Annotated in this window: 27 protein-coding genes; all 27 read left to right on the top strand. The window is 50.4% G+C overall.

Annotated features, from left to right (window positions below; all coding sequences use genetic code 11):
* The first annotated feature begins 106 nt into the window (after window positions 1-106).
* The 27 genes from GF409_06435 (at window position 107) to GF409_06305 (ending at window position 26345) form a co-directional block, all read left to right on the top strand.
* On the top strand, window positions 107-1474 hold the full coding sequence (locus tag GF409_06435; protein MBD3426852.1) for a pyridine nucleotide-disulfide oxidoreductase: 1368 nt from the start codon (window positions 107-109) through the stop codon (window positions 1472-1474).
* 30 nt (window positions 1475-1504) lie between these two features.
* Window positions 1505-2317 (top strand): P-loop NTPase, encoded by an 813-nt coding sequence (locus GF409_06430; protein MBD3426851.1) that lies wholly within the window; start codon window positions 1505-1507, stop codon window positions 2315-2317.
* Window positions 2318-2411: 94 nt separating this feature from the next.
* Window positions 2412-2675: a hypothetical protein gene (locus GF409_06425; GenBank protein MBD3426850.1), complete on the top strand. Its 264-nt coding sequence runs from the start codon at window positions 2412-2414 to the stop codon at window positions 2673-2675.
* Between the two features lie 7 nt (window positions 2676-2682).
* On the top strand, window positions 2683-3750 hold the full coding sequence (locus GF409_06420) for a DUF2099 family protein (protein ID MBD3426849.1): 1068 nt from the start codon (window positions 2683-2685) through the stop codon (window positions 3748-3750).
* A gap of 44 nt (window positions 3751-3794) precedes the next feature.
* Window positions 3795-4508 carry an MBL fold metallo-hydrolase gene (locus GF409_06415; GenBank protein MBD3426848.1) on the top strand — a complete coding sequence of 238 codons (714 nt, stop codon included), beginning with the start codon at window positions 3795-3797 and terminating at the stop codon, window positions 4506-4508.
* A gap of 69 nt (window positions 4509-4577) precedes the next feature.
* The gene (locus GF409_06410; protein ID MBD3426847.1) at window positions 4578-5510 is read left to right on the top strand and encodes a radical SAM protein; all 933 of its coding nucleotides are present in this window, start codon (window positions 4578-4580) and stop codon (window positions 5508-5510) included.
* A 55-nt stretch (window positions 5511-5565) separates the two neighbouring features.
* A complete protein-coding gene (locus tag GF409_06405; GenBank protein MBD3426846.1) occupies window positions 5566-6261 on the top strand; it encodes an anaerobic ribonucleoside-triphosphate reductase activating protein in 696 nt (231 codons plus the stop codon).
* 39 nt (window positions 6262-6300) lie between these two features.
* Window positions 6301-8133 carry a P-loop NTPase gene (locus GF409_06400; GenBank protein MBD3426845.1) on the top strand — a complete coding sequence of 611 codons (1833 nt, stop codon included), beginning with the start codon at window positions 6301-6303 and terminating at the stop codon, window positions 8131-8133.
* 61 nt (window positions 8134-8194) lie between these two features.
* The gene (locus tag GF409_06395; protein MBD3426844.1) at window positions 8195-8659 is read left to right on the top strand and encodes an OsmC family peroxiredoxin; all 465 of its coding nucleotides are present in this window, start codon (window positions 8195-8197) and stop codon (window positions 8657-8659) included.
* A gap of 14 nt (window positions 8660-8673) precedes the next feature.
* Complete coding sequence (locus tag GF409_06390; GenBank protein ID MBD3426843.1) at window positions 8674-9294, top strand: methyltransferase domain-containing protein; 621 nt, start codon at window positions 8674-8676, stop codon at window positions 9292-9294.
* A gap of 126 nt (window positions 9295-9420) precedes the next feature.
* Window positions 9421-10311, top strand: coding sequence for a hypothetical protein (locus GF409_06385; protein MBD3426842.1), 891 nt, complete (start codon window positions 9421-9423; stop codon window positions 10309-10311).
* Window positions 10312-10318: 7 nt separating this feature from the next.
* Window positions 10319-12001 carry a phosphoenolpyruvate--protein phosphotransferase gene (ptsP, locus tag GF409_06380; GenBank protein MBD3426841.1) on the top strand — a complete coding sequence of 561 codons (1683 nt, stop codon included), beginning with the start codon at window positions 10319-10321 and terminating at the stop codon, window positions 11999-12001.
* Window positions 12002-12099: 98 nt separating this feature from the next.
* Complete coding sequence (locus GF409_06375) at window positions 12100-12570, top strand: Hsp20 family protein (protein ID MBD3426840.1); 471 nt, start codon at window positions 12100-12102, stop codon at window positions 12568-12570.
* Entirely contained in the window at window positions 12560-12961 is a 402-nt protein-coding gene (locus GF409_06370; GenBank protein ID MBD3426839.1) for an Hsp20 family protein, read from the top strand. The genes GF409_06375 and GF409_06370 overlap by 11 nt, the downstream gene beginning before the upstream one ends.
* 70 nt (window positions 12962-13031) lie before the next feature.
* Window positions 13032-13631, top strand: a complete 600-nt coding sequence (locus GF409_06365) for an Hsp20 family protein (protein MBD3426838.1) — start codon at window positions 13032-13034, stop codon at window positions 13629-13631.
* A gap of 36 nt (window positions 13632-13667) precedes the next feature.
* Entirely contained in the window at window positions 13668-14348 is a 681-nt protein-coding gene (locus GF409_06360) for an Hsp20 family protein (GenBank protein ID MBD3426837.1), read from the top strand.
* 169 nt (window positions 14349-14517) lie between these two features.
* The gene (locus tag GF409_06355; protein ID MBD3426836.1) at window positions 14518-15162 is read left to right on the top strand and encodes a hypothetical protein; all 645 of its coding nucleotides are present in this window, start codon (window positions 14518-14520) and stop codon (window positions 15160-15162) included.
* The gene (locus tag GF409_06350; protein MBD3426835.1) at window positions 15159-16373 is read left to right on the top strand and encodes a glycosyltransferase; all 1215 of its coding nucleotides are present in this window, start codon (window positions 15159-15161) and stop codon (window positions 16371-16373) included. Before GF409_06355 ends, GF409_06350 begins: the two co-directional genes overlap by 4 nt.
* A 151-nt stretch (window positions 16374-16524) precedes the next feature.
* Window positions 16525-17817 (top strand): phosphoribosylamine--glycine ligase, encoded by a 1293-nt coding sequence (locus GF409_06345; GenBank protein MBD3426834.1) that lies wholly within the window; start codon window positions 16525-16527, stop codon window positions 17815-17817.
* A gap of 291 nt (window positions 17818-18108) precedes the next feature.
* Entirely contained in the window at window positions 18109-18456 is a 348-nt protein-coding gene (locus GF409_06340; GenBank protein ID MBD3426833.1) for a tetratricopeptide repeat protein, read from the top strand.
* A gap of 46 nt (window positions 18457-18502) precedes the next feature.
* On the top strand, window positions 18503-19534 hold the full coding sequence (locus GF409_06335; protein ID MBD3426832.1) for a hypothetical protein: 1032 nt from the start codon (window positions 18503-18505) through the stop codon (window positions 19532-19534).
* Window positions 19535-19683: 149 nt separating this feature from the next.
* Window positions 19684-19953, top strand: a complete 270-nt coding sequence (locus GF409_06330) for a hypothetical protein (GenBank protein ID MBD3426831.1) — start codon at window positions 19684-19686, stop codon at window positions 19951-19953.
* A gap of 86 nt (window positions 19954-20039) precedes the next feature.
* Entirely contained in the window at window positions 20040-21614 is a 1575-nt protein-coding gene (gene sbtM / locus GF409_06325) for a selenobiotic family peptide radical SAM maturase (protein MBD3426830.1), read from the top strand.
* Window positions 21615-21679: 65 nt separating this feature from the next.
* The gene (locus GF409_06320) at window positions 21680-22996 is read left to right on the top strand and encodes a hypothetical protein (GenBank protein ID MBD3426829.1); all 1317 of its coding nucleotides are present in this window, start codon (window positions 21680-21682) and stop codon (window positions 22994-22996) included.
* Complete coding sequence (locus GF409_06315; GenBank protein MBD3426828.1) at window positions 22993-24048, top strand: hypothetical protein; 1056 nt, start codon at window positions 22993-22995, stop codon at window positions 24046-24048. Before GF409_06320 ends, GF409_06315 begins: the two co-directional genes overlap by 4 nt.
* Window positions 24049-24138: 90 nt before the next feature.
* The gene (locus GF409_06310) at window positions 24139-25605 is read left to right on the top strand and encodes a mechanosensitive ion channel (protein ID MBD3426827.1); all 1467 of its coding nucleotides are present in this window, start codon (window positions 24139-24141) and stop codon (window positions 25603-25605) included.
* A gap of 113 nt (window positions 25606-25718) precedes the next feature.
* Entirely contained in the window at window positions 25719-26345 is a 627-nt protein-coding gene (locus tag GF409_06305) for a methyltransferase domain-containing protein (protein ID MBD3426826.1), read from the top strand.
* The last annotated feature ends 1 nt before the right edge of the window (window position 26346 follow it).

Here is a 26346-nt window from a genome sequence, read left to right as displayed (position 1 = left end):
CCTTTTGATCCGCCGCTTTTTGATAACACCCGTACCTTCAGGTACTGGTGCGGGCATCTTACAGGAAGAACGATTGTTGAATAACCCTTTAGAAGGAGAGACCGAAATGAGCGTAGAAACCGATATTCTGATAGTTGGCGCGGGTCCGGCGGGGATAGTGTGCGGCGTGACCGCGAGAAAATATTATCCCGGCAAAAAGATCACCGTCATGAAAAACATAGAACAGGGCGTCGTTCCCTGCGGGATACCTTACATGTTCGCCAGCCTGAACAGCCCCGAAGAGAATAAGCTGGGTACCGCGTCGCTTGAAAAAAATAAGATAGACGTCGTCATAGACGAGGCGATCCGGATAGACCGCCCCGCCAGGAAGGTCGCCACCAAAAGCGGGAATGAATGCTTCTATGAAAAGCTTATCCTGGCGACGGGATCATCTCCCATAATACCGCCGATCGAAGGCGTCGACAAAAAAGGCATCTACCCCATACACAAGGACATGGAGTATCTGAAGCTTTCCATAGAGGATATCAAAAAAGCGAAGAACGTCCTGATAGTGGGCGGCGGTTTTATCGGGGTGGAATTCGCGGACGAGCTCTCATCCATGGAGGGATTGAATGTGCATCTTGTGGAGATGCTGCCCGATATACTCGCCAATTCCTTCGATCCTGAATTTTCCGGGATGGCCAGGACAAGGCTTGAAGCCAAAGGGGTTAACGTTCTCACCGATGTTCGTGTTGACGAATTCACCGGCGAGGGAAAGGTCGAAAAGGCCATTTTCTCTAACGGGGATGAGGTCCCGGTCGATGCGGTCATACTCGGTATCGGGGCTTTCCCCAACACGGCCCTTGCGGTGGATGCCGGGCTGGAACTGGGACACAGTAAAGGCATATGGGTGGACGAATACATGAGAACGGTAGACCCGGATATTTTCGCGGTCGGCGATTGCGCGGGAAAGCGCGACTTTTATACTCGCAAGGTGACGCCCGTCATGCTGGCTTCCACGGCGACGGCCGAGGCGAGGATCGCCGGAGCCAATCTTTACAGGCTTAAAGTGGTGAGGGAGAACAAGGGGACCATAGCGATCTATTCGACATATGTTGATGGTTTGGTTCTCGGGTCCGCGGGTCTTACCGAAGGTTCCGCCCGCAGAGAGGGTTTCGAGATCGTGGCCGGTTCCGTTGAGGTGATGGACAAGCACCCGGCGGCCATGCCGGACGTTTCGCAGGTCAAGATCAAGCTTATTTTCTCAAAACAGTCCGGTATCATAATGGGCGGACAGGTGGCCGGGGGCATGTCCGCCGGGGAGATAATCAACATAATCGGAATGGCCATCCAGCAGAGGGTTTCTCTTTCTGAACTTGAGACGTTGCAGATGGCGACGCATCCCTACCTGACAAGCGCTCCGACGATGTATCCTCTCGTTCTGGCGGCGCAGAACGTAAAAGAAGTAGAGGATGTGCTCGAGCAAAAAGTCTGATCTCGGAAAAGCCGCCCAAAAAGGAGAAAAATGCAAAAGAACTCGACTAAAGAAATGGAGCAGGATAAACGTCTCGAAAAGAACCTGTCCCGGATAAAGAATAAGATCATGGTCATAAGCGGGAAAGGCGGGGTGGGTAAATCCACTGTTGCTGTCAATCTTGCTTACGGGCTGGCCCTGAAGAATAAAAGGACCGGTATTCTGGACGTGGATATACACGGCCCGAACATAGCCAAGATGCTGGGTGTCGAGAACACAAAACTCCTTGCGTATGATTCGGGGATAGAACCGGTGCGGGTTACCGACAACCTCAAGGCGATAAGCCTGGCCCTGATGCTGAAGGACCAGGACCAGCCCGTTATCTGGCGGGGGCCGCTTAAGATGATAACCATAAAACAGCTTCTCAGTGATGTTAACTGGGAGGAACTTGATTATCTTATCATAGATTCCCCTCCAGGAACGGGGGACGAACCCCTCAGCGTCTGTCAGCTTATTCCCGATGTTAAAGGCGCGGTAATAGTCACGACACCGCAGGATGTGGCGATACTTGATTCCAGGAAATGCGTGGGGTTCGCCAGGCAGCTCAAGATCCCTGTTCTGGGCATTATCGAGAACATGAGCGGGCTGGTATGTCCACATTGCTCTAAAAGCATAGACCTTTTCGGAACAGGCGGAGGGGAAAAAGCCGCGGGCGATTTGAAGGTGCCGTTTCTGGGAAGATTGCCCGTAGAACCGGGGATGGTCCCATCCGGGGATTCCGGGCGGCCACTTATACATTTCCAAAAGGATACCTCCACGGCCAAGATCATGGTTCGGATAGTTGACAGGATAACGGGTATGTGATCTGCCCGGCGTTGCGCGGAGCTTATTTATAGACCAGGAAAAGGCCCGTTCTCGGGAAAAGAAGATCGGCTTTCCAGAAAAGAAGGAGTTTCAAATGATCCAGATCAGGGAAAATAACGAACACGAGTTTACCGTTACCGTCGAGGAAAGTGACGGAAAGACCGAGTATACGGTAGGTCTGGACAATGCCTATTATAGGGACCTGACCGGGGGGAACATAACCAGGAAGGAACTGATAAGAAAATCCTTCGAGTTCCTGCTTGAAAGGGAACCCAATAGCTCCATACTTACCCGGTTCGATCTGAGGGCCATCAGGGACTATTTCCCCGGGTACGAGAAGACGATCTCTAACGGTTGAATACATTATGGCTGTAGCCTTTGTGGAAGAGAACGCTTCTTTTCTCATAGAGGGACGGGTCTCAGGAATTGACATGTATATAAGGGAATTAATAGAAAAGACAAGGAGGGACATCCCATCATGCGGGGATTTACATCTTGTAAGGTTTTTTTCTTCCTTTGTCACTGTTTCGGCAGGTAAGGTTATCGGGGTAACAAAGCCTTATCTAAGGTATTGCCCGCTTGCCGGCCACCTTTATACCGATTTAAGGAGGGCCGGAGAACGGAATCCTGATGCAGTGCGTGAACTCATCAAGAAGGCCGTCGAAAGCAAGATCCAAAAATTCGGTTTTTTTACCCCGAAAAGGGTCTTTCACGGCAATAGTATAGCAATTCCCTACGGGGCATCCGAGATGATGATGTTCGCCATGAGAAAGGGCATCATTGATTCAGCTGTTATAGTCTGTGACGGGGCCGGTACGGTGATAGTAGACAGGTCCGAGATGGTACAGGCAATAGGCGCCAGGATGAACGGGCTTTTTTTTACTTCCCGCATAGATGAGGTGGCCGATCGTTTGCTTTCGGAAGATTGCCGCATCGTTTTTCCCGATGCATCCATAGATCAGCTTCAGGGCGTAGAGCGTGCCGCGGAGCTCGGTTACAGGAAGATCGCCGTTACAGTGAACGCGCTTATGGACGAGGACCTGGAGAAAATAAAGAAAATAGAAAAAAAGCATGGCGCAGCTGTGACAGTGTTATCGATCTGTACCACGGGGGCCTCGCCGAAGGAGGTCGACTGGATCGGGGAACATTCTGATATCGTCTGGAGCTGCGCCTCGGAAAGGGTGCGTTCGGTAATAGGCAAAAAGGCGACGCTGCAGATCTCCAGGAAAATACCTGTTTACGTTCTCACCCGAAAAGGCCTGGACCTTATAGCCGGTTACTGCGGCAGGCCGGATGCGATACGCCAGCTTGATATCACGAAGCAGTATTTGATAGCTGCCAAAAACAGCGGAGACCAGGTGCAAATGGGGGATTCCCGGGCGTATTTGTCCGGAGCGGATCTACCCGTTAGAGACAGAAAGGAACCCGCATAAGGAGGTGCTGTCATGGCGGCAGGTCTTTCAAGAGGAGAAACAGCATGAAGATAAAGGTGCTATATGACAATACAGCAGCTGATGAGCGTTATGATTCCGGGTGGGGGTTCTCTTGTCTAGTTGACGGTAGAGTCCTTTTCGACACGGGTGAAGACGGCGAGAGCCTTCTCAAGAATATGAAGCTCATGGCCGAGGAGCCCGAAGATATCGAGGCGATCGTGATATCCCATGACCATTGGGATCACACCGGGGGATTGCCGGAGATACTTACCAGGAATAAAGGTCTCAGGACATACGTCTGTCCCGGGTTCAGCCGTTCCTTCAAGCGAAAGGTAAACCAGATGGGAGGAAGTCTCATGGAGACAGAAGGCCTTACCGAGATAAAGGAGGATATATTCACGACCGGCCCTATCCAGGGAGAATACAAGATGCGCGGCATAGAGGAACAGGCGCTCGCGCTCAAAACCGGAAATGGCATTACCGTGATCACCGGCTGCGCGCATCCGGGTATCGTGAGGATCGTGGAGGAGGTCAAAAAAAAATTTCCCGGGGAAGGGCTTTACTGTGTTTTCGGCGGGTTCCATCTGAAAGATAAGGGAAAAGACGAGCTCAATACCGTGGCGGATGAGCTTGAACGGCTGGGTATGAATAAATACGGCCCGGCCCACTGTTCGGGCGGTGAAGCTAAAGGTGTTTTCAGGGATAGGTTCGGTGATGATTTCATACGCATCGCCTCTGGTAAAACAGTTGAGGTATAACCGGTGTGCTCATGGATCGTAAAGGGCCCATACGTATAACAAAGGATTAGCATGGAGAAGATTTCGCAATTGATAACTTTCGGTCCGGTCCCATCAAGGCGGCTCGGTCAGAGCCTCGGAATAAACAATATCCCGCCCAAGGTTTGCACATATTCATGTACCTATTGCCAGGCGGGGCGCACCAGTGAACTTTCAGTGCAGAGAAAGAAGTTCTATGAACCGGGGAGAATTCTGCGCGAAGTGGAACAGAGAATAACCAAAGCCCGGGAAAAGGCAGAGGATATCGATTATCTTACTTTCGCTCCTGACGGGGAGCCGACCTTGGATGAGAATCTCGGCAGGGAGATCGAAGCTCTCAGGCGATTTGGGATCAAGATAGCTGTAATAACGAATTCTTCTCTTTTATGGGATAAAAATGTAAGAGAGCAGCTTTCCCGGGCCGACTGGGTGTCCATTAAGATCGATGTTGTCAGCCCGGATACATGGAGAACATTGAACCGTCCGCATCCTTCGCTGGACCTGGCCAGGGTTCTTGAGGGCATAGAGGACTTTACGGATATATTCGAGGGATTTCTCGCGACTGAGACAATGCTGATCGGGGGCGTCAATGATGCGCAGGAGGAAGTGGAAAAGACGGCCGATTTTACCGCGGGGCTCATAGCTTCGAAAAGTTACATATCGGTACCCACCCGTCCGCCGGCCGAAGGAGAGGTCAGTCAGCCCGACGAGTCGGCAGTTAACCGGGCATACCAGATCTTTACCGAAAGGGGTATAGTCACCGAATGCCTTATAGGGTATGAGGGGAACGCTTTCGCTTTCACCGGGGACGTTAAAAAGGATATTCTGAGCATCACCTCGGTGCATCCGATGAAGCAGGAAGCGGTGGACGAAGTGCTGCGGAAAGCAGGAGCCTCTACGGATGTGGTCGGGGAGATGATAGCCGAGGGCAAGCTCAGGAAAGTGCGGTACAGGGAACAGGACTTTTACGTAAGGAAAATATGAATCACAGGCCAGCAGGGGCGGGTGAGGCGCCTCTGGTTGGGCAGGGAACTTTATCATGAAAATAGCCGGTCTTCAGAAGATATCGATGGTGGATTACCCGGGTTATATATGCGCTACGGTCTTTACCCAGGGATGTAATTTCCGTTGTGGGTTCTGTCATAACCGTGATCTTATGACAACTGAGGCGGATTTCGGTTTTTCCGAAGAGGATCTATTTGAACTGCTCCGGGAGCGGAAGAACATACTGGAAGCGCTCTGCGTCACGGGAGGAGAACCCACCCTTTGGTCAGACCTTCCTGATTTTGCCGAAAAGGTCAAGACTACCGGAGTGAAGCTCAAACTCGATACCAACGGATCCAACCCGGATATGATCCGGCTTCTTTTGCAAAGGGGTCTCGTCGATTTTATAGCCATGGACGTAAAAACCTCCTTCGGGAAATATCATCTTTTCAATGTTCCCGAGGGAACAGAGGAACTTCTCGAACTGAGCATCGAAAGAATAATGCGGTCAAGTGTTCCGTATGAATTCAGGACGACCTGTGTTCCTGGGATAGTTACCGGAGAGGATATCCATTCTATCGGCAAGGCCATAAAAGGTGCAGAAAAATACTGTCTGCAGCAGTTCCGTCCGCACGAGAACGTGCTGGATAAGGAATTCGCGCACATGAGACCTTACGGCAAGGACGCGCTTTGCGCTTTCAGGGCGATATCGGAGGCGTACGTTGAAAAAGCCGTTACCAGAGGAATATGATTAAGTCAGGCCCCACTGGCCATAAACAGGAGCAATACGATGAATATAGCGATATCAAGCGGAAAAGGCGGGACAGGAAAGACGTTCATATCAACCAATATCGCGGCCGTTCTGGCCGCTCTTGGCGAGAAAGTCCGTTATCTCGATTGTGACGTGGAAGAGCCCAACGGGCATCTTTTCCTGAAACCCGAGGTAGATAAGGAAGAGGAAGTCTCTGTTATATCTCCCTGCGGGGTGGATGATCAAAAGTGCATAAACTGCGGCAAATGTGCCGAAGCGTGTAATTACAACGCCATTGCCATAGTGAACGGCAAAGTTCTTTTCTTCAACGAACTTTGCCACGTATGCGGCGGGTGCAAGATTGTCTGTCCTACGGGAGCTATAATAGAAAAGGAAAGGAAAATAGGCATCCTGAGGCATGGAAAGAGCGGCGAGATAGATTTTCATTACGCTCTTTTAGAGACCGCCGAGGGCGGCATGTCACCCCGCCTCGTAAAAAAGGTCAAGGAATGCGCCGGGCAAGGGATTAACATACTTGATTCCTCTCCCGGGACGTCCTGCCCGGTGGTTGAGACGGTAAAGGATGCCGATCTTTGCGTTCTTGTCACCGACCCCACTCCTTTTGGAATAAACGACCTGAAGCTGGCGGTCAACATGGCGCGTGAAATAGGGATAGAGCCGGTGATCGTCGTTAACCGCGCAGAGTACCATAACAGCGAGTTAAAGGATTACTGCCGTCGCGAAGATCTCGAAATAATAGGAGAGATACCCGATGACCGTAAAATAGCCGAAACCTATTCGGTGGGGGATATCGTTGTTGAAAAGCTTCCGGAATACCGCGGGCTTTTCTCGGAAATAGCTTCCAGGATGAAGGTCCTTGCCGGTGAGGAAAGACCCGTCAGGAAAACGCTGGAAAGCCGGGATCCCGGCCGCAAAAGTGAAAGCAAGCTAGAGAAGGCCGAACTTTACAGTGCCCCTCTCGGAACGGGAAAGCCCAGGGAACTGGTAGTTATCTCAGGCAAGGGAGGGACCGGGAAAACCTCCATACTGGCTTCCCTGTCCGCTCTGGCGGAGAACATGGTCATATCCGATTGCGACGTTGACGCGGCTGACCTTCATCTTATCCTGAGTCCTCGCATCCTGCAAAGCGGCGATTTCAGCGGAGGAGTAAAGGTCGAAATAGATTACAGTAAATGCACTTCCTGCGGCAGGTGCCTGCAGGCTTGCCGCTTCGATGCCATAAGCAAAGAGACCTCCGGAGGCAAAGTGCGCTACGTGATAGATCCGGTGTCCTGCGAGGGCTGCGGCGTGTGCTACCTTGTCTGTGAGGACGGCGCTATAAAGATAGAGGACGCGGTTAACGGCCAGTGGTTCATCTCCGAAACGCGTTTCGGGCCGATGAGCCACGCGAAACTGGGTATCGCCGAAGAGAATTCGGGAAGGCTCGTGACCCTGGTCAGGAATAAGGCGGCCATGCTGGCCCATGAGCATAAAAGAAAAAAGGAGCTCATTGACGGTTCTCCCGGCACAGGATGTCCCGTTATAGCTTCCCTGACGGGTGCGGACTATGCGCTTATAGTCACCGAACCCACCGTATCGGGGCTTCATGATATGGAACGTGTGGTCAAAGTCACTAGTCACTTCGGTATTGATTCGGGAATTGTTGTCAACAAGTACGACCTCAACCTGGATATGACCGAAAGGATACGCAAGATCAGTGAAAAGTATGGCATTGAATTTGTGGGAAAGGTGCCCTACGATAAGGTCGTGACGGAGGCCCAGATGAAAAAGCTTTCCGTTGTTGAGTATGATAAAGGCCCGGTAACCGAAAGCATAAAAGAGATTTGGAGGAAAGTCTCCAGACGTTTTTAGACGCTGCAGGTATTTTTGGGTCGCTGAACGGTTATCTTGAACAGGTAGAAGGAGGTGGAACATGCCCAAGGAATACGTTTTTAGAACAGGGCTCAGGTGGAGCGGCGCGAAAAAAGGTACGCTTTCATCTCAGGGCAAGCTGAACATAGGTGTTGCGACGCCGCCCGAATTCAACGGGGAGGAAGGTTACTGGAGCCCGGAGGAGCTTCTTATCAGCGCGGTCGATTCCTGTATAATGACCACTTTCCTTCATTACGCGGAAAAGAAAAAAGTGGGATTAGATTCATATCAGAGCGAAGCCGAGGGTGTCCTGAAAATGGTGGAGGGCCGTTTAATGTTCTCAAGGATAAAAGTGCGCTCCAGGATAACGGTCGGTTCTGAAGAAGATATAGATAAGGTCAAAGATCTCATGCGTTCGGCGGAGAAGAATTGTCTTATCTCCAATTCGATGAGGTCACAGGTCGAAATCCTGCCGCAGGTGATGATAGGTGTCTCCAATGGCCGGTCCGGTCAGGAAGCGGGATAAGGAGAGCAAGATAGATGGAAGATCTTTTTGACGAACATTATCTCGAATACGACAAGTGGTATGAACGAAACAAAAACGCCTATCTTTCGGAGCTGGAAGCCATCAGGAAAATCATCCCGCGCCAGGGACGCGGGCTGGAGATCGGGGTAGGCTCGGGCAGATTCGCGGCAGCTCTGGGAATCGACATCGGGGTCGACCCTTCCGAGAAGATGATCGAGATTGCCGGGGAACGGGGAGTTGAGACTTACAAAGCCTCTGGGGAAAAGCTTCCATTCAATGACTCGGACTTTGATTATGTAGCGATAATCGTAACTCTTTGTTTCGTGAAAGATCCGCGGCGGGTTATCCAAGAAGCATCCCGGGTCTTGAAGCCCGGTGGAAGCATCGTAATCGGGATAATAGACAAGGACAGTTTTCTAGGTAAATTTTACGGGGAAAAATCCAGCATATTCTACGACCGCGCTACTTTTTACGGTGTGGATGAAGTGACGCGGCTGCTCAGCGAGTCCGGATTCTCGCGGTTTTCCTGTTATCAGACCGTATTCGAAATGCCCGACAAATTGAAAAGTGTCGATAAGCCCCGCAAGGGCCACGGCAGGGGTGGCTTTGTCTGTATAGGTGGCCGGAAACAATAGTTCATTCATGTTCACCTCTCACCACATAAAAAATATCCCCGAATGATCTCTCCAGATGTTGCAAAAATCATTTCCTGCAATATAATAATATAAATAAAGAGTTATATTCACAGGCGAAGGAATATTATGAAAACTTCCGAAAAAGAATATTTTATAAGCCGGTCGGTGCTTAAAAAGGCGTTTGAGCTGGGCAGGGAGATCTATGCAAGGGCAATTTTTATTTATGCCGACGTATGCCCGGATGTGGAGAAGATAGAAGAGGCCAAGGAGAAGTTTGATGTATTTCTCGTGGCTAAGACCAAAAAGAGGCTTAAGGAAGCCGAAAAGATAGTGCACAAAGTGCTTCTGGTACCGGATATACCGTTAACGAGGATGGGGCAGATAAAGATAGCCATCATGATGGCTGTTTCACAGAACCTACTGCGCAAGGGCGAGAAGGTTATCTGTCTTTCCGGAGTGCCCCGATTCGGTTTTCTGGATACTCTGGTGGTTATCGAGGTAGGCAAGGAATTCGAAATGGTGACATCGGATAAGATCATCAATTTCACCAAGGAGATAGATTCCAGGGTTTTCGAAGAGATCGTAAGGATCGCCACTGAGATCGCCAGCGAAGGAAGAGAGGGCAAGCCAGTGGGCACGACCTTCATAGTAGATTCATCCGGCAAGGTTAAAAAGAACATCAGGCAGATGGTACTTAACCCTTTCAAGGGATACGCCGAAGAAGAAAGGAACATACTGGACCCCCGTATTAGAGATTCGATAAAGGAGTACGCCCAGCTGGACGGCGCTTTTCTCGTCAGAGGCGACGGAACCATAGAAGCCGCGGGTGTTTACTTGAAACCCGATGTAATACCTGAGGAACTGCCCCAGGGCTGGGGAACGCGGCATTATAGCGCCGCGGCCATGACGTATGAAACGGAGGCTATCGCTGTTACGGTTTCCCAGTCGACGGGTGATGTTCGTATCTTCAAGGGCGGGGTGCCGATAATGGAGATAGAAAAGCCAGGCAGGACCTGATAACGAGATAGAGGAGATAATTGGTGTGGGAAAATTGAAAAAAAGGGAAATAATACAGACAGATCCTATTTCACCGGGGTATACTATCGGGAAAGCTTTCTTTTACACGGATATCCTTACAAGGAACGTATTTTCCTATAATGTTGAGAAAAAACAGATCGAAAAGGAGTTCGGAAGGATAAAACAGGCTTTTGAAATAGTGTCCAGGGACCTTCATTCGATGAAGGAGCTGGTGGAAAAACACATTGGCGAAAAATACGCCGATATTTTCAAAGTACATAAGCAGCTTCTCAAGGATGAGACGCTTCTTCTGGACATAGAGAAAGAACTTAAAAGGGAACTGGTGAACGCCGAACACGTTGTTAAGAACGTGTTCAGGAAATGGGCAAACAGGTTCAGGATGTCCGAAAGCGAAATGGTCAGGGACAAGGCCGAAGATATGGAGGACCTGGGCAGGAGAATACTGCGCGTATTGCTGGGATACGAGAAGAACATGCTTGAGAAAATGCCTCCCGATAGTATAATCTGCGCCTCCAGGCTCTTGCCGTCGGATACTGTCCATATAAAGGGAAAGAACGCAAAGGGGATATTCGTAGAGAACGGAAGCCGCAATTCACACAGTGCGATACTTGCCAGGAATCTGGGAATACCCGCAGTAGCTAATCCCCGTCAATCGATCTATTCCATTGAAGAAGGCGCCTCGCTTATACTTGACGGAGAAAAGGGGGTAGCCATAGTGAATCCCGATCAAGATGATATCAGTTTCTACGAGTCGAAGATGAAGGACGCGCAGAACCGTGAAAAGGAATATATCACGAGATCCCAAGAGAAAGCCAAGACCAGTGACGGAAAGATAATAAACGTATACGCGAACATAATCTCCCGTACAGACGTGACCGAAGCGCTCAGACACGGCTGTGACGGGATCGGTCTTTTCAGGATAGAGCAGATCTATCTGGAAAGCAAAGTGCTGCCCAGTGAGGCCAAGATAACAAGTTATCTGGAAAAGATACTCAAAGGTCATGAAAAGCTAAAAACCACCATAAGACTTCTTGACGTTGGCGGTGATAAAAAGATCCCCGGGGTCGAGATAGAGGATGAACTCAGCACGTATCTCGGGATGCGCGGTGTAAGACTTCTTGTAAAGAACCGCTTTCTCCTCGAGACACAGCTCAAGGCCCTGATCAATATGCGCAAGAATTATGATATCAGAACGATGATACCGATGGTAACCCTTCCAAGAGAGGTGCGCATGGTCAGGGAGGCCGCCGAGGATTGCCGCAGGGAACTTTCCAAAAGGAGCGGACGCAGTATAAAACCCCTCAAGATCGGCACCATGATAGAGACCCCCGCTGCGATAATGAACATTGAAAAGATCGCCGGTCTTTCTGATTTTCTGAGCATCGGCACCAACGATCTTATCCAGTACATGATGGCTGCCGGAAGAGAGGACAAGAACGTCGCCGAATATTACGAAGAAGGCGCCAGGCTGGCAATGCGTCATATTAAAAAAATCGTCAAAACCGCCGAAAAACACAATATAGAGTGCAGCATATGCGGCGAGATCGCTGGAGACTTGAGGTATACGCAGAGGCTCATAAGTGCCGGCATACGCAGTCTGAGCGTGGCTCCATTCCTTATCCCCAGAGTCAAGAACCAGATCAAAAAAAGCTCCTTCCAGGAGTCTTGACAAACCCGCAACAGCGAGTAAAATAATATATTGAGGATCTAGCACTCTCAGGGCGAGAGTGCTAAAAAGGCTTACAATAACTCAAGGAGGTGGTTGTTATGGCACTTGTACCTTGGAGACCGAAAACAGATGTCTGGCAACCTTTCAGGGAAATGGAGAACCTGCAAAGTGAGATGAACAGGCTATTTGACCTAACGCTCGGCAGGTGGCCCGCCAGAAGCACGGGGCTAATGGAAGGAGCGTGGAGCCCCACGGTGGACGTGTTCGAATCAAAGGAAAACGTCTTGGTCAAAGCGGACATACCGGGAATGAAAAAGGAAGATATCGATATTTCCGTGCGAGGGGATGTTCTTACTATCAAGGGTGAGAAGAAGGAGGAGACCGAGACAAAAGACAGGGACCATGTGAAGACAGAGAGATTCTACGGAAGTTTTAACCGCGGGATAGCTCTTCCTTCGGAAGTTGACGAGAGTAAAGTTAAGGCAGTTTACAAGGACGGGGTGCTCGAGATCGTGCTTCCCAAAAAGGAGGAGCAGAAACCCAAACAGATAAGTATCGATGTCCAGTAACGGGATTTATCATGTTGGAACGCAAAGGAGGTGCGGCATGACCAACGCTTCTTATGAGGACATGGTGATTATACCCGTGGTAAATATCAAGGAGAACGGGAAAGCGGTGACCATCGAAGCTGAGATGACCGGGCTTTCCAAAGAAGATATATCCTTGGATCTCCAGGGGGATGAACTCACGTTAAAGGGCGAGAAGAGTGACTGTCAGGTACCCAAAGGGTATATCGCGGTCTACAGGGAAAGATGCCCTTTCAAATATTCCCGTACGTTCATTCTCGGTGATGAAGTGCAAAGAGAAGGTATAACCGCAAAATACGAGAACGGCATATTGAGAGTTATTATTCCCAAAGTCGAGAAAGAACACCCCAGGAAGATCGAGATAACCGATTGATGGTGATAACCGGCGGGATAAATAATCGCTCGAGTTCTGATCGCATCAGTTATACCGAAAGGAGGTAATTATGAGAGATGTCAGAAAACTTATTTTAACTATTCTCGTGATACCGCTTTTCGTTTTCGGTTCATTGTCTCTGGATGTTTTTGCGGTCGATGAACCGGTGGCTTCTAAGCCTGAAAAGGGTGATATCACGGGGTATTCGAACGAAGAGGACCAGTGGAGCGATCCTTGGGGCGACTGGGGTACCGAATTTTATTACCCCAGAAGCATTTTCCGCAGGATGTTGAACGAGTTTGGGCCTCCGCCCAGACTGCGCGAACACGATTTCATGCCGAGCATGGACGTGATCCAAACAAAGGACGAATATGTCATACAGATGGACCTGCCCGGCATGGAAAAGGACGAGATAAACGTACAGGTGAAGGACGATATATTGACCGTGAGCGGTACCAGGGAAGATAAATGGTCCTTTATGGATGAAAAAAAAGGCACTTATCTCAGGAGGACTTCGAGAAAATACGGCCATTTTTCCAAGATCATCAAACTCCCCGAAGGGATAACCGCCAAGGACATAAATGCCAGTTATGATAACGGTGTTCTTGAGATAGTCGTCAAGTACAAGAAAAAAATAGAGGAAAAGACGAAACAGATCAAGATCGAGTAATATTAGCGCTGATCTGTTATTAAGGGGTGATTGATCATGAGCAAAAAGGTGCTTATGGGCATAATAGCGGTCCTTGCGGTAGCTCTGATACTGCAGACGGGTTACCTCATAGGCCGAGGGAGTGCTGAACGTAAATACAAAGAGCGGATCTCAAAGTTATCAAGAGCAAGAGACCCCAGAACGCCTTTGGTGAAGCGGCCCACGGCAGGACAGCCCAGAAGCAGGCGGTCTTCTGGTTCGGCCGATTACTGGGATGCCTGGGGCCCGTTCGAAGAGATGGACAGGATGCAAAGAGTGATGAACAGGATGTTCAACGATTCTTTCGGCAAGGCATCCCGCATCGACAGTGATTCTTTCGGCGGGGTAGGTGCCAGGTTCGATCCTGCGATAGACGTCAAAGAGCGGGGAGACGCTTATGTCCTTATCGTTGACCTTCCCGGGGTTGACAAGGATACGATCAACATCAATGCCCAGCCCAACTCTGTGACCATCTCAGGCGAGAGGTCCATTGAAACCCAACAAGAGGATTCCACAAAAGGTTTCTACAGGGCCGAAAGAAGTTTCGGTTCTTTTACCAGGACCGTACCTCTTGCTCGGAGGATAAAACCCGATCAGGTGACAGCCGAGGCAAATGAAGGTGTTCTCCTGATCAATCTTCCCAAGGAAGAGGGTTCGGTAAAGGGCACCGGCAAAGGAACATCGATACGGATCCAGTAGACCCTATATCCCTTGATCATGACCCGGCTCTTCGGCGTGAAAGAGCCGGGTTTTTTGTTCCCAGTAAATCAGACTGTGAAATATGATATTTTTATCAACATTTGTTTTGCTTTTTTCGAAATACCGTTATAATATCCTTTGGGTTAAAGTTGATTTTCATGGAGGATGAATGAAGACTTTCGAGTTCACCGGTTGTATAGAGATAAAGGAGCTTCTTGCTGAGAAGGCCGTTAACGAACTGCAGTTAATGGAACTCATAGAAGAAGCGCCCATTGATTCTATCTACTACCACACGCACAGTTATTTTCTGAGACATTTCTATCTTGCGGGTCAGTACCCTAACGATTTCGCCAACTGGGCGGCGCTTCAGGTAAGGGACAGGATACTGGGAGAGAAGCTGAGTGTGGTCACGCCCTCGGGGATGAGCACGCTTGAAGAGATAAGGACCGAGCTTCTTGATATCATCGACGATCATATCTCGAGCATCAAAACGGTTCCCTCGGTGGTTTACGGTGAGCCTTTCTATTTCATGAAGTCACGGATAATGGAAATACCCCTCGGGGTTTTCGCTGAGGACCTGGCCGGATTCATAGAGGGCATGGAGAACGTTCACGCGAGCGCCATATATAACCATACTTTCGAGGCGAGACTCCGCCTTAAAAGGGGCAAGAGCGATTTTTCCATATGGCTGGACGATGTCCTCGGTCTGGGACAACTCGCCGAGAGGATCGAAAGGATAGATTCCTACATGTACAGTCTGGAAGACCTGCGCGCTGAGATAATAGAACTGTGTGAAAGTGAGCTGAAAAAATGACCGACGGAAAGATCACAATAGAATCCTACCGTAACGTTGCTCCTCCCGGGACGGTTGATTTTATCTTCAACCTGGCAAAGAACCTCAAGGGAAGGTCCATGCTTCACGTCAATTCAACCCGTTTCGGAGGAGGCGTGGCCGAGATGCTTCACCGGCTGGTCCCGATATTCAAAGACCTGGGGATCAAGACCAGGTGGGACGTACTGGAAGGAAGCGAATTATTCTATAAAACCACCAAGAGCTTCCATAACGCCCTGCAGGGGGACAGGCAGGTGATAACCCCGGAGATGTTCGAGGAATTCAAGATCATGAATACTAAGAACGCCTCGAACCTTTCACTGGATGCGGATTTCGTGGTGATACACGACCCTCAGCCGGCGGCTTTCATCGATCACAAGCCCGACGGGAAAAAGTGGGTCTGGAGATGCCATATTGATATATCAAGGCCCCAGAGACTGGTCTGGAATTTTCTGAAGGGTTACGTTTCCAAGTATGACGGGGCGATATTCTCGCTTCCGGGCTTCGCCCAGAAGCTTCCCATCCCGCAGTTTCTGATATACCCTTCGATAGACCCCTTAAGCGACAAGAACAAGGAACTGGAAGGGAGCGTTATAGACGCAGAACTTGAAAAATATGGTATCCCCCGGGACAGACCTATGATACTGCAGGTGTCGCGCTTTGACAAGTTCAAGGACCCGCTCGGGGTGATAGAAGCCTATAAGATGGTGAAAAAATACAACGATTGCATACTTGTCCTGGCCGGTGGCGGGGCTACAGACGACCCCGAAGGGGCCCAGGTCCTTCACGATATCAGGGAGATCGCCTCGCATGACGAGGATATATATTTACTGGACCTTCCCCCGGATGCCAATATAACCATTAACGCGCTCCAGCGTTCGGCGGCCATAATTCTTCAGAAATCCACCAAGGAGGGGTTCGGGCTTACCGTTGCCGAGGCCATGTGGAAAGGAAAGCCCGTTATAGGAGGCGCGGTCGGCGGGATAACCGTCCAGATAGTTTACGGAAGGACCGGATATACGGTCAATTCCGTCGAAGGGTGCGCTTACCGGATGAGGTATCTATTGAACAATCCACAACTGGCGGCGAAGATAGGCGAGAACGGCATAGATTACGCTAGGAGGAATTTTCTGGTGACTCGCCATATCTGCGATTATCTTGCTCTTATGTCGACGATGCTTCTTAAGGGGTAAGTTAACCGGAAGAGAAAAGGGTATGTGGCCCGGAGAAACCGCACCGACAGGATAAGGTTTTTGTTAGAATGAGCTGTCCCTTGGCATAAAGCCGGAGGCCGGCTTTTTTTCATTCTGTGGGCGTGCGGCCCACGAAAAAGGAGCGGGTAAGATGGACAAGAAAAAGTTCCTGTTCGTTTCCCTTGACGGCCTGATTGGGGATGTCGCCTGGCAGGTGCAGAAAGAAGGTCATGAGGCCAAGTATTATATAGCCAATGAGGATAACCAGGATATCGCCGACGGGTTCGTGCCCAAGACCGAGAACTGGGAGCAGGAGGTGGACTGGGCGGATGTGGTCGTTTTTGATGACGTGCTGGGACAGGGAAAGAGAGCCCAGGATTTAAGAAGACAGGGAAAACCCGTTATCGGGGGTACCGAATACACAGACAGGCTTGAAGACGACCGCGCTTTCGGCCAGGAAGAGCTTAAAAAGCATGGCATAAACATACTCCCTTACCGTGATTTCACTTCTTTTAGTGATGCGATACATTTTGTGAGGGAGACCCCATCCAAATACGTTATAAAGCCCAGCGGCGAGGCGCAGAACATCAAAAGAATGCTTTTTGTAGGGCAGGACGACGACGGCAAGGACGTTATCCAGGTGCTCGAGGCGTATCGTAAGGTATCCACCGAGGACATAAAGGTCTTTCAGCTTCAGAGAAAGGTCACGGGTGTTGAAATAGCCGTGGGGGCTTTTTTTAACGGCACTGATTTCGTGTACCCGATCAACATAAATTTCGAGCATAAAAAGCTTTTCCCGGGGCATATCGGGCCGTCGACCGGGGAGATGGGAACCTCCATGTACTGGAGCGGCGCCAACAAGATCTTCAACTCCACCCTGCTCAAGCTCGGGTCCAAGCTCAGGGAAGAGGGATACGTAGGGTACATAGATATTAACTGTATAGTCAATGCCAGCGGTATTTACCCTCTTGAATTCACCGCCCGGTTCGGGTATCCTACCATATTCATACAGCAGGAAGGGATACAGATGCCTGTGGCGGATTTTCTTCACGGGTTGGCGGCAGGGGAACTCAGAACTTTCAAGGCCAAAAAAGGCTTTCAGGTGGGGGTGAGGATAGTCGTTCCGCCTTATCCCTTCGATGACCAGGACACTTTCGAAAGGTACTCGAACAACGCCGCGATACTCTTCAAGAAGCATAATTACGAAGGGGTGCATATAGAGGACATCAAGAATATAAACGGCCAGTGGCTCGTAGCCGGCACCTCGGGGGTCGTTCTTGTGGTGGTGGGTACGGGCCATACCATGAAACAGGCCCAGAACCAGGCCTATAACAGGATGAAGAACATCATGATCCCCAACATGTATTACAGGACGGATATAGGCGACAGGTGGTTCGAAGACAGTGACAGGCTGCATACCTGGGGCTATCTTAGAGAGGTCTGATGCGCCAAGTCCTTTTAACCGCTGAATTTATACTCGTAATTGGCGAAGCCTCACATTAACCTTTGACATAATGCTCAAATTTGTTAACATGGTTATTGTGTGATCGGCAGGCATCATGCCGGTCCTTATCAAAGATATCGTATTTCTTGACCAAAAAACACTGAAGCTGATATATGCATATATATATGAGCTGGAGTGGATTTTGGTTCTTTATCCAAGAGCCGGAGTTCGCGATTCCTTCGGCTTTTTTTACGGGCAACTTACCGCAAAACAGAAAAGAAGGGAGAGAAAATGGCAGGGAAAAAAAGCACATTGATCCTGGCGGCAGTTTTTTTCTTAAGTCTTCTGCTTCTCAGCGGTACTGTCTTTTCGCTGACCGTAGATGACTCCATAGAGCTCTACGAACGCGGGCAGAGGGAATACCAGAGGGGCGATTATGATGAGGCCATCGAATATTTCGACAGGATCATAAATGAAGCCCCGGAAAACGCTTTAACGCAGGTTTCGATGTATTTTCTGGGAAAAAGTTACCAGAATCTGGGTAAAACCCAGAAAGCCGAAACCACCTTCAACCGCCTGATAGATAAATACAGGACAGGGGAATGGGTGACCTGGGCGAAGAAAGAACTCGGAGAATAAGGGCTTTGGGGCCGCCCGGATCGTCCGTAAAAGGCAGAGGAACAGGATGAAATTCCATCCGGAAGAATACAAAAGCGCGGAGGAATACTGGGAGGACAGGCCCTATCCCCGTATTACCGATGAACAGTACCGGAAAATATCGGAAAAGGCCGGGGGCCTGGTCAAGTTTCCGCTGGATCATCCGTACGTACACCACCTTATAAACATCGCCGTGCTTGTTTTTATCTTTCTGGCGGACTGGTGGGTGCTTATCCGCCTGGGAGGGCATTTCGCTTCACCGGTCGCATCGGGACTGGTCATAGGTCTTTTGCACAGCTACCTCATGTATTCGCTTATCGTGTACACGATGCATGAAGGGACCGCGCATAAACTGATCTTTCGCAAAAAGAACCCCGCTCTCAGGTTTTTGGGGTCTGTAGCGAACAATCTGGGGAGGATAGCTTCGGCGGAAGTGGACCATTACGCGAAGAAACACCTTGAGCATCACGCGCATTTCCAGACGCCCCAGGACGGTGAGTTCCTCGGGTTCATTTACCCCCGGAGACTGTACAAGACGTTCATACCATACGCTTCTTTGCTGAATTTCGCGGATTTCAGGGTGCATGCGGGGATGGGGTATTCGCCTTCGCGGCTATTATCCCTGGCAATATTCCTTTTATACCATGGAACGTACGCTTATTTCATGTCATACCGTTATTCCTGGCTTGTAATAGTGATCTCTATGGTACTTATCACGCCGAACGTGACATTCTGGCTGGACCGGTTAAGGCAGTACACCGAACATAACACCCAGCCCCTGGACAGGATAAACGGAGGACGTGACCTGGGAAGGGGTTTTTGGGGAATGCTTATAGGCGGCGGGCCCTGGGGCCAGCCCTGCCACTGGACCCATCACCTGTACCCGGGAGTTCCCTGGTACGGGCAGCTCAGGCTTCACGGCTTCGTCAGGAAACTGCTTAACAGAGAGCAGAGGGATTTTTTCATGCTGAGACCCGTAACCGGTTATCCCCTTACGCTTTACAGGATCATAAAGGATACGGGAAAATACCAGAAGCCTTTCAGTGAAGACGCCTCATAAGAGAGCTCTTTCCTGTTTTTGCCATTTTGTTCTCGTCTTTTGTCAGGATACCAGATTTTGCTATATATTTTACGGGTCTATGGTAAAATGATTATCTGGAAGGGCCTCCTGCGGTCTCTTTGAACGTTCACGGGTAAAGGGAGGGTTGGATGAAGAACAGTAAAATTTCAAGGATAATGGCCGGTATCGGTATCGCCGGACTGGTGGCCGGGATGAGCGTCAATTCGCATGCTTCATCCGGCAAGACATCCTGTGGTAAGGGTTCATGCGGCAAGGGTGGCGAAAAAGGCTTTTTCCAGGCGCTTTATGACGGGTGTAAAGGCCCCGATGCGGCGAAAAAGGCCAAAAGCTCCTGCGGAAAAGGTTCAAAAAAGGAAAAAGGCGCAACTTCCTGCGGCAAGGGTTCCTGCGGCAGGTAAGTTCAGCAGGATAGGTACCGGCGAACGGGTAGAGAGAAGGTCACTGAGCTTTCTATCCGTTCGCTGTTTTTAAGCTTTTTTCAGTAATGGTAATGAACAAAGAACATATAAAAGAAAAATATCCGGTATGCGCTTCTTTTCTCGGGGACGAGGTATTAGTTGATCTAGTGTCCGATCCGGACGGGGAAGGTGATCTCTCTGGCAATCTCGCGGAGCTTGCCTCTTCGGGTAAGTTCAAGCGATACATTCCCCAGCTCGCGGAGCTGGAAGAAGCTTATTACAGGGTGAGCCGTTCGGATGTTGCCTTTCCCGAACGGGTTGAGGATTATCGTATAAACCCCACCGCCGAAATAGTGAGGTCATCCTGGAAATTGACCGAATGCGTCTCTGCGGAAACGGGAGAAGTTACCGGTGAACCTGAAAAAGGCGAAGAATGGATCCTTCTGTGGAAAGATCCCCTGGAAGGCACGACCACGGTCAAGAAGGCCGATAAGGGGGAACTGCTCTCGGTGAAGATAGTTGCTGAAGGTATCGATCTCAAAGAAGCGGCCAGAGAGGCGGGGATGTACCCGGGCAGGATCAGGTCCCTCCTGCTGGACTCCGCCGAAAAAGGCATATTGCTCCGGCCGGAGAGTCTGTTATGCCGGAGGATAGCTTCTGGTAATGATAAACAGAGCCTGCAGAAAGCCGATACTTTCACGCTTCAGTGGCACCTGACCAACGTCTGCGATCTGAGGTGCAGGCACTGTTATGACCGGACCGACAGGTCGCCTTTAAGCCTTGAGGACGCGAAAAGGATACTTGCAGATATGGATCGGTTCTGCGGAAAGAACCGCGTTTCGGGGCATGTATGCTTTACGGGGGGTAACCCCTTCATGTACCCGCATTTTCACCGGGTGTACGCCGAAGCCGCCGAAAGGGGGTTTTCGACCTCTATACTCGGTAATCCTGTGGGCGAGGATGAACTTGTAAAGCTTAACAGCGTTCAAGTGCCGGAATACTTCCAGGTAAGCCTTGAAGGCCTTGAAGAACATAACGATTATATGCGCGGAGACGGCCATTTCTTAAGGACGCTACAGTTCCTTGATCTTCTGGGGCGGACCGGGATATCCAGCGCGGTCATGCTCACCCTGACGGCTGATAACATAAATCAGGTGCTCCAGCTGGCGGAAGAACTCAGGGATAAGACGGATTATTTTACTTTCAACAGGCTTTCGCAGGTGGGTGAAGGAGCCCGGATAAAGCTGCCCGGGCGCGAGGAATACATGAGCTTTCTCAGGGATTACGTGAGAGCTTCCGAGGAGAACCCCATAATGGGATTCAAGGATAACCTCATAAACATAGTGCTCGATGAAGGAACCTCCGGGCAGTTCGACGGCTGTACCGGTTACGGCTGCGGAGCGGCTTTCAACTTTATTACCGTCCTTCCCGACGGGGAGGCCCACGCCTGCAGGAAATTCCCCTCGCCCGTAGGTAACGTGCTGCAGGCCGGGATGGACGAGGTTTACCGTTCCTCTTCCGCGGAAAAATACCGCAGGGGCCCGGAAGCATGTTCCGACTGCCGCCTGGCGCTCCTGTGCAGGGGATGCATGGCGAGCACTTACAGCTTTGGAATGGATGTATCGAAAGACCGGGACCCTTTCTGTACGATGGTCCCTTGACCGGTGGAACCCGGCAGGGCCGCGGCGGATTGGATCTGACACATTACAAATAGAAGGAGAGCGAAGTGGCAAGAGGCAGAGAACCGCTTGTAGTTGGCATATTGAAGGAGAAGAATCCCGGCGAGAAACGGGCGCCCCTCAGCCCGCAGGACGTCAAATGGCTGATCGAGAGGGGTATACAGGTCGAAGTGGAATCGAGCTCCAGGAGGGTGTTCAAGGACCGGGAATACAGGAAGGCCGGGGCCGAAATAGTCAGGGATTTCAGCAACGCCTCGCTCCTTGTGGGGGTCAAGTCCCCGGAACCTACGGATATCATAGGCGGCAAGACCTATATGATATTCTCACATACCGTTAAGGGCCAGAAGAACAATATAAGCCTTTTAAAGGAGTTCATGAGGCGTAACGTTACCCTCATAGATTACGAGAAGATCAAGGATAAGCGTGGCAAGCGGCTCGTATATTTCGGCAAACACGCGGGTATCTGCGGTATGGTGGACAGCCTGCACTATTACGCTAAAAAACTCAAGGGTAAGGGAGTTAAGACGCCTTTTCTTTCCCTCAAGCAGAGTTGGAAGTACAAGAACGTGGACGAGCTCTACAAGGCCCTGGAGAAGGTCAGGGACAGGATCTCCAGGGAGGGGTTCCCGAAGCCGACAAAACCTTTCATTGTTGGTATCATAGGCAGGGGCAACGTAAGCGCGGGCGTCCAGGAGGTGCTGGGACTTCTGGGCGCGATAGAGGTCCATCCTCGCGATATGGTCAGGTTCGTCAAGGCCCGCAGGCACAACAATAACAAGATATACATGATAGTGTTCTACAGGGAAGAGAAGATACGGGAGAAGACTGGGAAAAAATTCTATTTCGAGGAATACCTGGAGCACCCGGAAAGGTTCGAGTCGAACATGGGCAACTATATGCCCAGGCTCAACATGCTGGTCAACGCCGCATACTGGGATGAGCATTATCCCAGGATGGTGCCCAAGCAGATGCTCAAGGACCTTTACGGCAAAAAGAAGTTCAGGATGGAGTTCATATCCGACATATCCTGCGATATAGGCGGGTCGATAGAGGCAACCTACAAGACCACGGACCAGAAGTCGCCGGTATACACCTATGACCCCACACGGGACAGTTACAAGCGCGGGTACAATGCCCCGGGGATAAGTATCCTCGCGATAGATAATCTCCCGTCGGAACTACCGGGCGATTCGACCGAGAACTTCAGCAAGTTGATACGTGAATATGTCTATCAGGTCGCCGAACACGGCGCGCATAACGTTACCGAGCACGTCGCAATACCGGCCGAAGTCAGGGCGGCCGTCGTAGTACAGGGAGGTGAGCTTACCGAAGGGTATAAATACCTGGAACGGTATTTCGCATGATCAATAAAAAAGTGACCATACTCAGTATAGGCGAGAAAAAGGATTTTGATTCCTATCGCAAGTTCCACTCTCAAAGGGACATGATAAGGCAAAGAGGGTTCGTTTACAGGAGCATCGATTTCGACAGGCTTTTCGGTGATCAGGCCCCACAGATCAAGAACGATAAGGTCATAGTGTTCATCTTCTTCCCCTTCAAGTACTGGGAGGAGAATATAGAGCACCAGAGGTACAGAGGGATTTACGGGAACCTTACTTTCTACAACAAATTCAGGAAATACGGAAAGGCCGTCCGGAAAAGGCTCGAAAAGGTGATATCTGCGCGCGAGGTGGTCTTCGTGAACGATCCGGAGAAGGTCTCCTACTACAGGGATAAACACACCATGAAAAAAGAGCTTTCCAGAAAAGGCGTGAACGTGCCCAGGGAGGTGGAGCCCCGGGACGCGGGTTCAATAGAACGCCGTCTGGATAAGGGGGAGAAGTTCTTCATTAAACCCCGGTGCGGTTCTATGGGCAAGGGAATAACCTATCTGGAAAAGGGCAACTGGCAGACGAATTTCGAGGTGAGCGAAGACCGGATAAAGAGCCTGAGGTCAGATTACGGGTGGGTCTTCAGGGATGTTACCCGCAACAGGGGCTTTCTCAAGCAACTGCTCAAGAAGGACGTTGTGGTCGAAGAAGCCATAGACCCGCTTAAAATAAAAGGCCGCATCGTGGATTTCCGGGTCTACGCTTTCTTTGACAAGGTACTGTATATATACCCGAGAAAAGGAAAAGCCGGCTCTGTTACGACCAATATATCCCAGGGGGCCAAGGGCTCGCCGAGACTCAGGTCTACGCTTTCAGATAAGACGGTCGGTAAGATAAAAGAACAGGTCATCTCTGCCATGGATGCTCTGCAGCTCAAATTCGTCGGGGTGGATATAATGCTCAACAGGGATAAATCCGAGGCCTTTGTGATAGACGTTAACATGTTCCCGGGGCTTCCGAAAGTGGGTACCTTCAATATCAGTAATCACATGGCCGACGAGCTCAGCAGGATAAGCGTGCGGTAGCGGTTTTCTCAAAGGCGGGGATGACGCCTCCGGAGCATTTGATTTTTGTTTGACCGGGTAATATAATAAAATCTTTAATAATAGAGTTACATGATACCGAAACCAAAGGTGGTATTTATGACAAGGAGAACCGCATACTCGAAAATAACGTTAATATGTTTACTTCTTTCGGTCATTTTGTTCGTTCCCCGGGGCTATTCGGCCGACAATGATTTTTCCGGGAAAGACTATACTACAGAGACCTCCAAAAAAGCCGCCGAACAGGCCGCTGCCAAAAAACGGGAAGAGCTGAAAAAGCTGGAGGAAGAAGAGAAAAAGACCGAAGAGAAGATCAAGGAGGAGGCCCAGGATGTCCAGGAAGCCCAGAAGGCCGTAGAAGAGGCCGAAAGCGAGCAGGAGACCCTGGCAAAAGAGATCAAGCTGAAAGAGGAAGAGGCGAAGGTCGCCCAGAAAGAGCTGGAGGTCCTGAAAAAGGAAGCCGAGACGACCAAGGACCGTGACCGGATCAAAGAGGCGGAAAAGCTCGAGGAAGCGATAAAAAAGCTCCAGGCTGAGGCAGCGGCCCAGAAAAAACGCCTCAGTCTCGCCGAAGAGAAAGAGGCGCTCGCCGAGAAAAGGCTTGCCAAGGAGCAGTTGGAGATAGAACAGGTCCGGGCGGAACTTGAGGAGCTTCGAACTCAGAAGGCGGGGCTGAGCCCTCTTTTAAGCAAACTGATCCGTTCGGGGACCGTTATCCTCGTGGGTCTAGTCCTTTTCATCCTTCTAAGGATGGGAATAAGGACCCTGGAGAAGGTCGTTAAAAAAGAAGGCGCCATAAGAGAGAGCGAGATAGAGCTGAGGGTCAAGACCCTCGGAAGGCTTTTCAACTGGTTGGGGGGGATCCTTATTGTTCTTTCGGTATCCTACCAGCTGCTCTCTATCTACGGGGTCAACGTTGGCCCGCTTATCGCCGGCGCCGGTATAGTCGGCATCGCTTTCGGTTTCGGCGGGCAGTACCTGATCAGGGACCTCATTAACGGCATATTCATCCTCGTGGAAGGCCAGTTCCGTATAAATGATGTCGTCAAGATCGAAAATTACGGCGGTCTGGTGGAGGATATTAACCTCAGGATAACGACCTTAAGGGACCTTGCCGGACGGGTCATCATAATACCCAACGGTGAGATCAAGACCGTGGTTAATTTCACCAAGGGTTACGCGCAGGCGCTATTCGATATAGGTGTCGCCTACAAGGAGAACGTGGACCGCGTGATGGAGGTCATAAAACAGGTAGGCGCGCAGATGAGGGAGGATGAGTATTTCGGGAGGCTCATACTTGATGATCTGGAGATGTTCGGTGTCGATGAGTTCGCCGATTCGGCGGTCATAATCAAGTTTAGGATAAAGACAAGGCCGATCAAACAATGGGAAGTCTCAAGGGAGTTCAAAAGGCGCCTTAAGAACAGGTTCGACGAGCTTGATATAGAGATACCTTTTCCCCATACCACCTTTTACTGGGGATCAGGAGATGACAATAAATGGTTCAAGCAGACAATGGGAACTCTTGCGAATAAGTGATCCTATTGGAAGGATCGTTCCCGGGGGCCCTGTAGGTTGTGCGTGTGCAGGGCCCTTTTTTTATGAGGCCCTGATCCGGATCTTTCCCGATCCGGGCGGAAAGGCGTGAAGTCATGGAATACAAACCGGATTTAACGAAGGAGGATATACTTAAAAACCGCATCCTCTTCGAAGAAAGGAACAGTTTTTACATGGACCGGGGGCTGGATTTCCAGAAAAGCCGCCGCTTCATCCTAGAAAAAGCCGGAGATCCCGACGGGAACATACTGGATATCGCTTCCGGCAAGGGAATAATGGCACTTGCCCTGGCAAGAGCGGGATATGATCTCACGACGCTGGACAGGGACGAAGAGATGCTCAGGCTTACGGCGCTGAATCTGGCAGGAGAGGGCCTGCTGGATCGGGTGCGCCTATTCATCATGGACGCCGGCAGGCTGGATTTCGAGGATGCCAGCTTCAACTGCGTGTTCATGGTAGACGCACTGCATCACATGGAGGAAATCGAAAAGGTCTTCTCGGAGATAGACAGGGTGCTCGAGAAAGGGGGCAAGCTGGTCCTGGCGGATTTCAACGAAAAGGGCATGGATATAGTCGAAAGGGCGCACCACGCCGAAGGCAGGGAGCATGAGAATAAGTCTTTAGGCGAAGAGGACGCTCTCAGGTGGCTCGCAGCGAAAGGCTACGCGGTGGAGAGCTGGCAAGCCGATTGCCACTGGGTCGTGGTCGCCAGAAAGAAGTGAC

Source organism: Candidatus Omnitrophota bacterium, from assembly GCA_014728045.1.
GTDB lineage: Bacteria > Omnitrophota > Gorgyraeia > Tantalellales > Tantalellaceae > WJMH01.
Note: the sequence above shows the minus strand (reverse complement) of the source record. Positions and strands in the feature narration are given on the sequence as shown.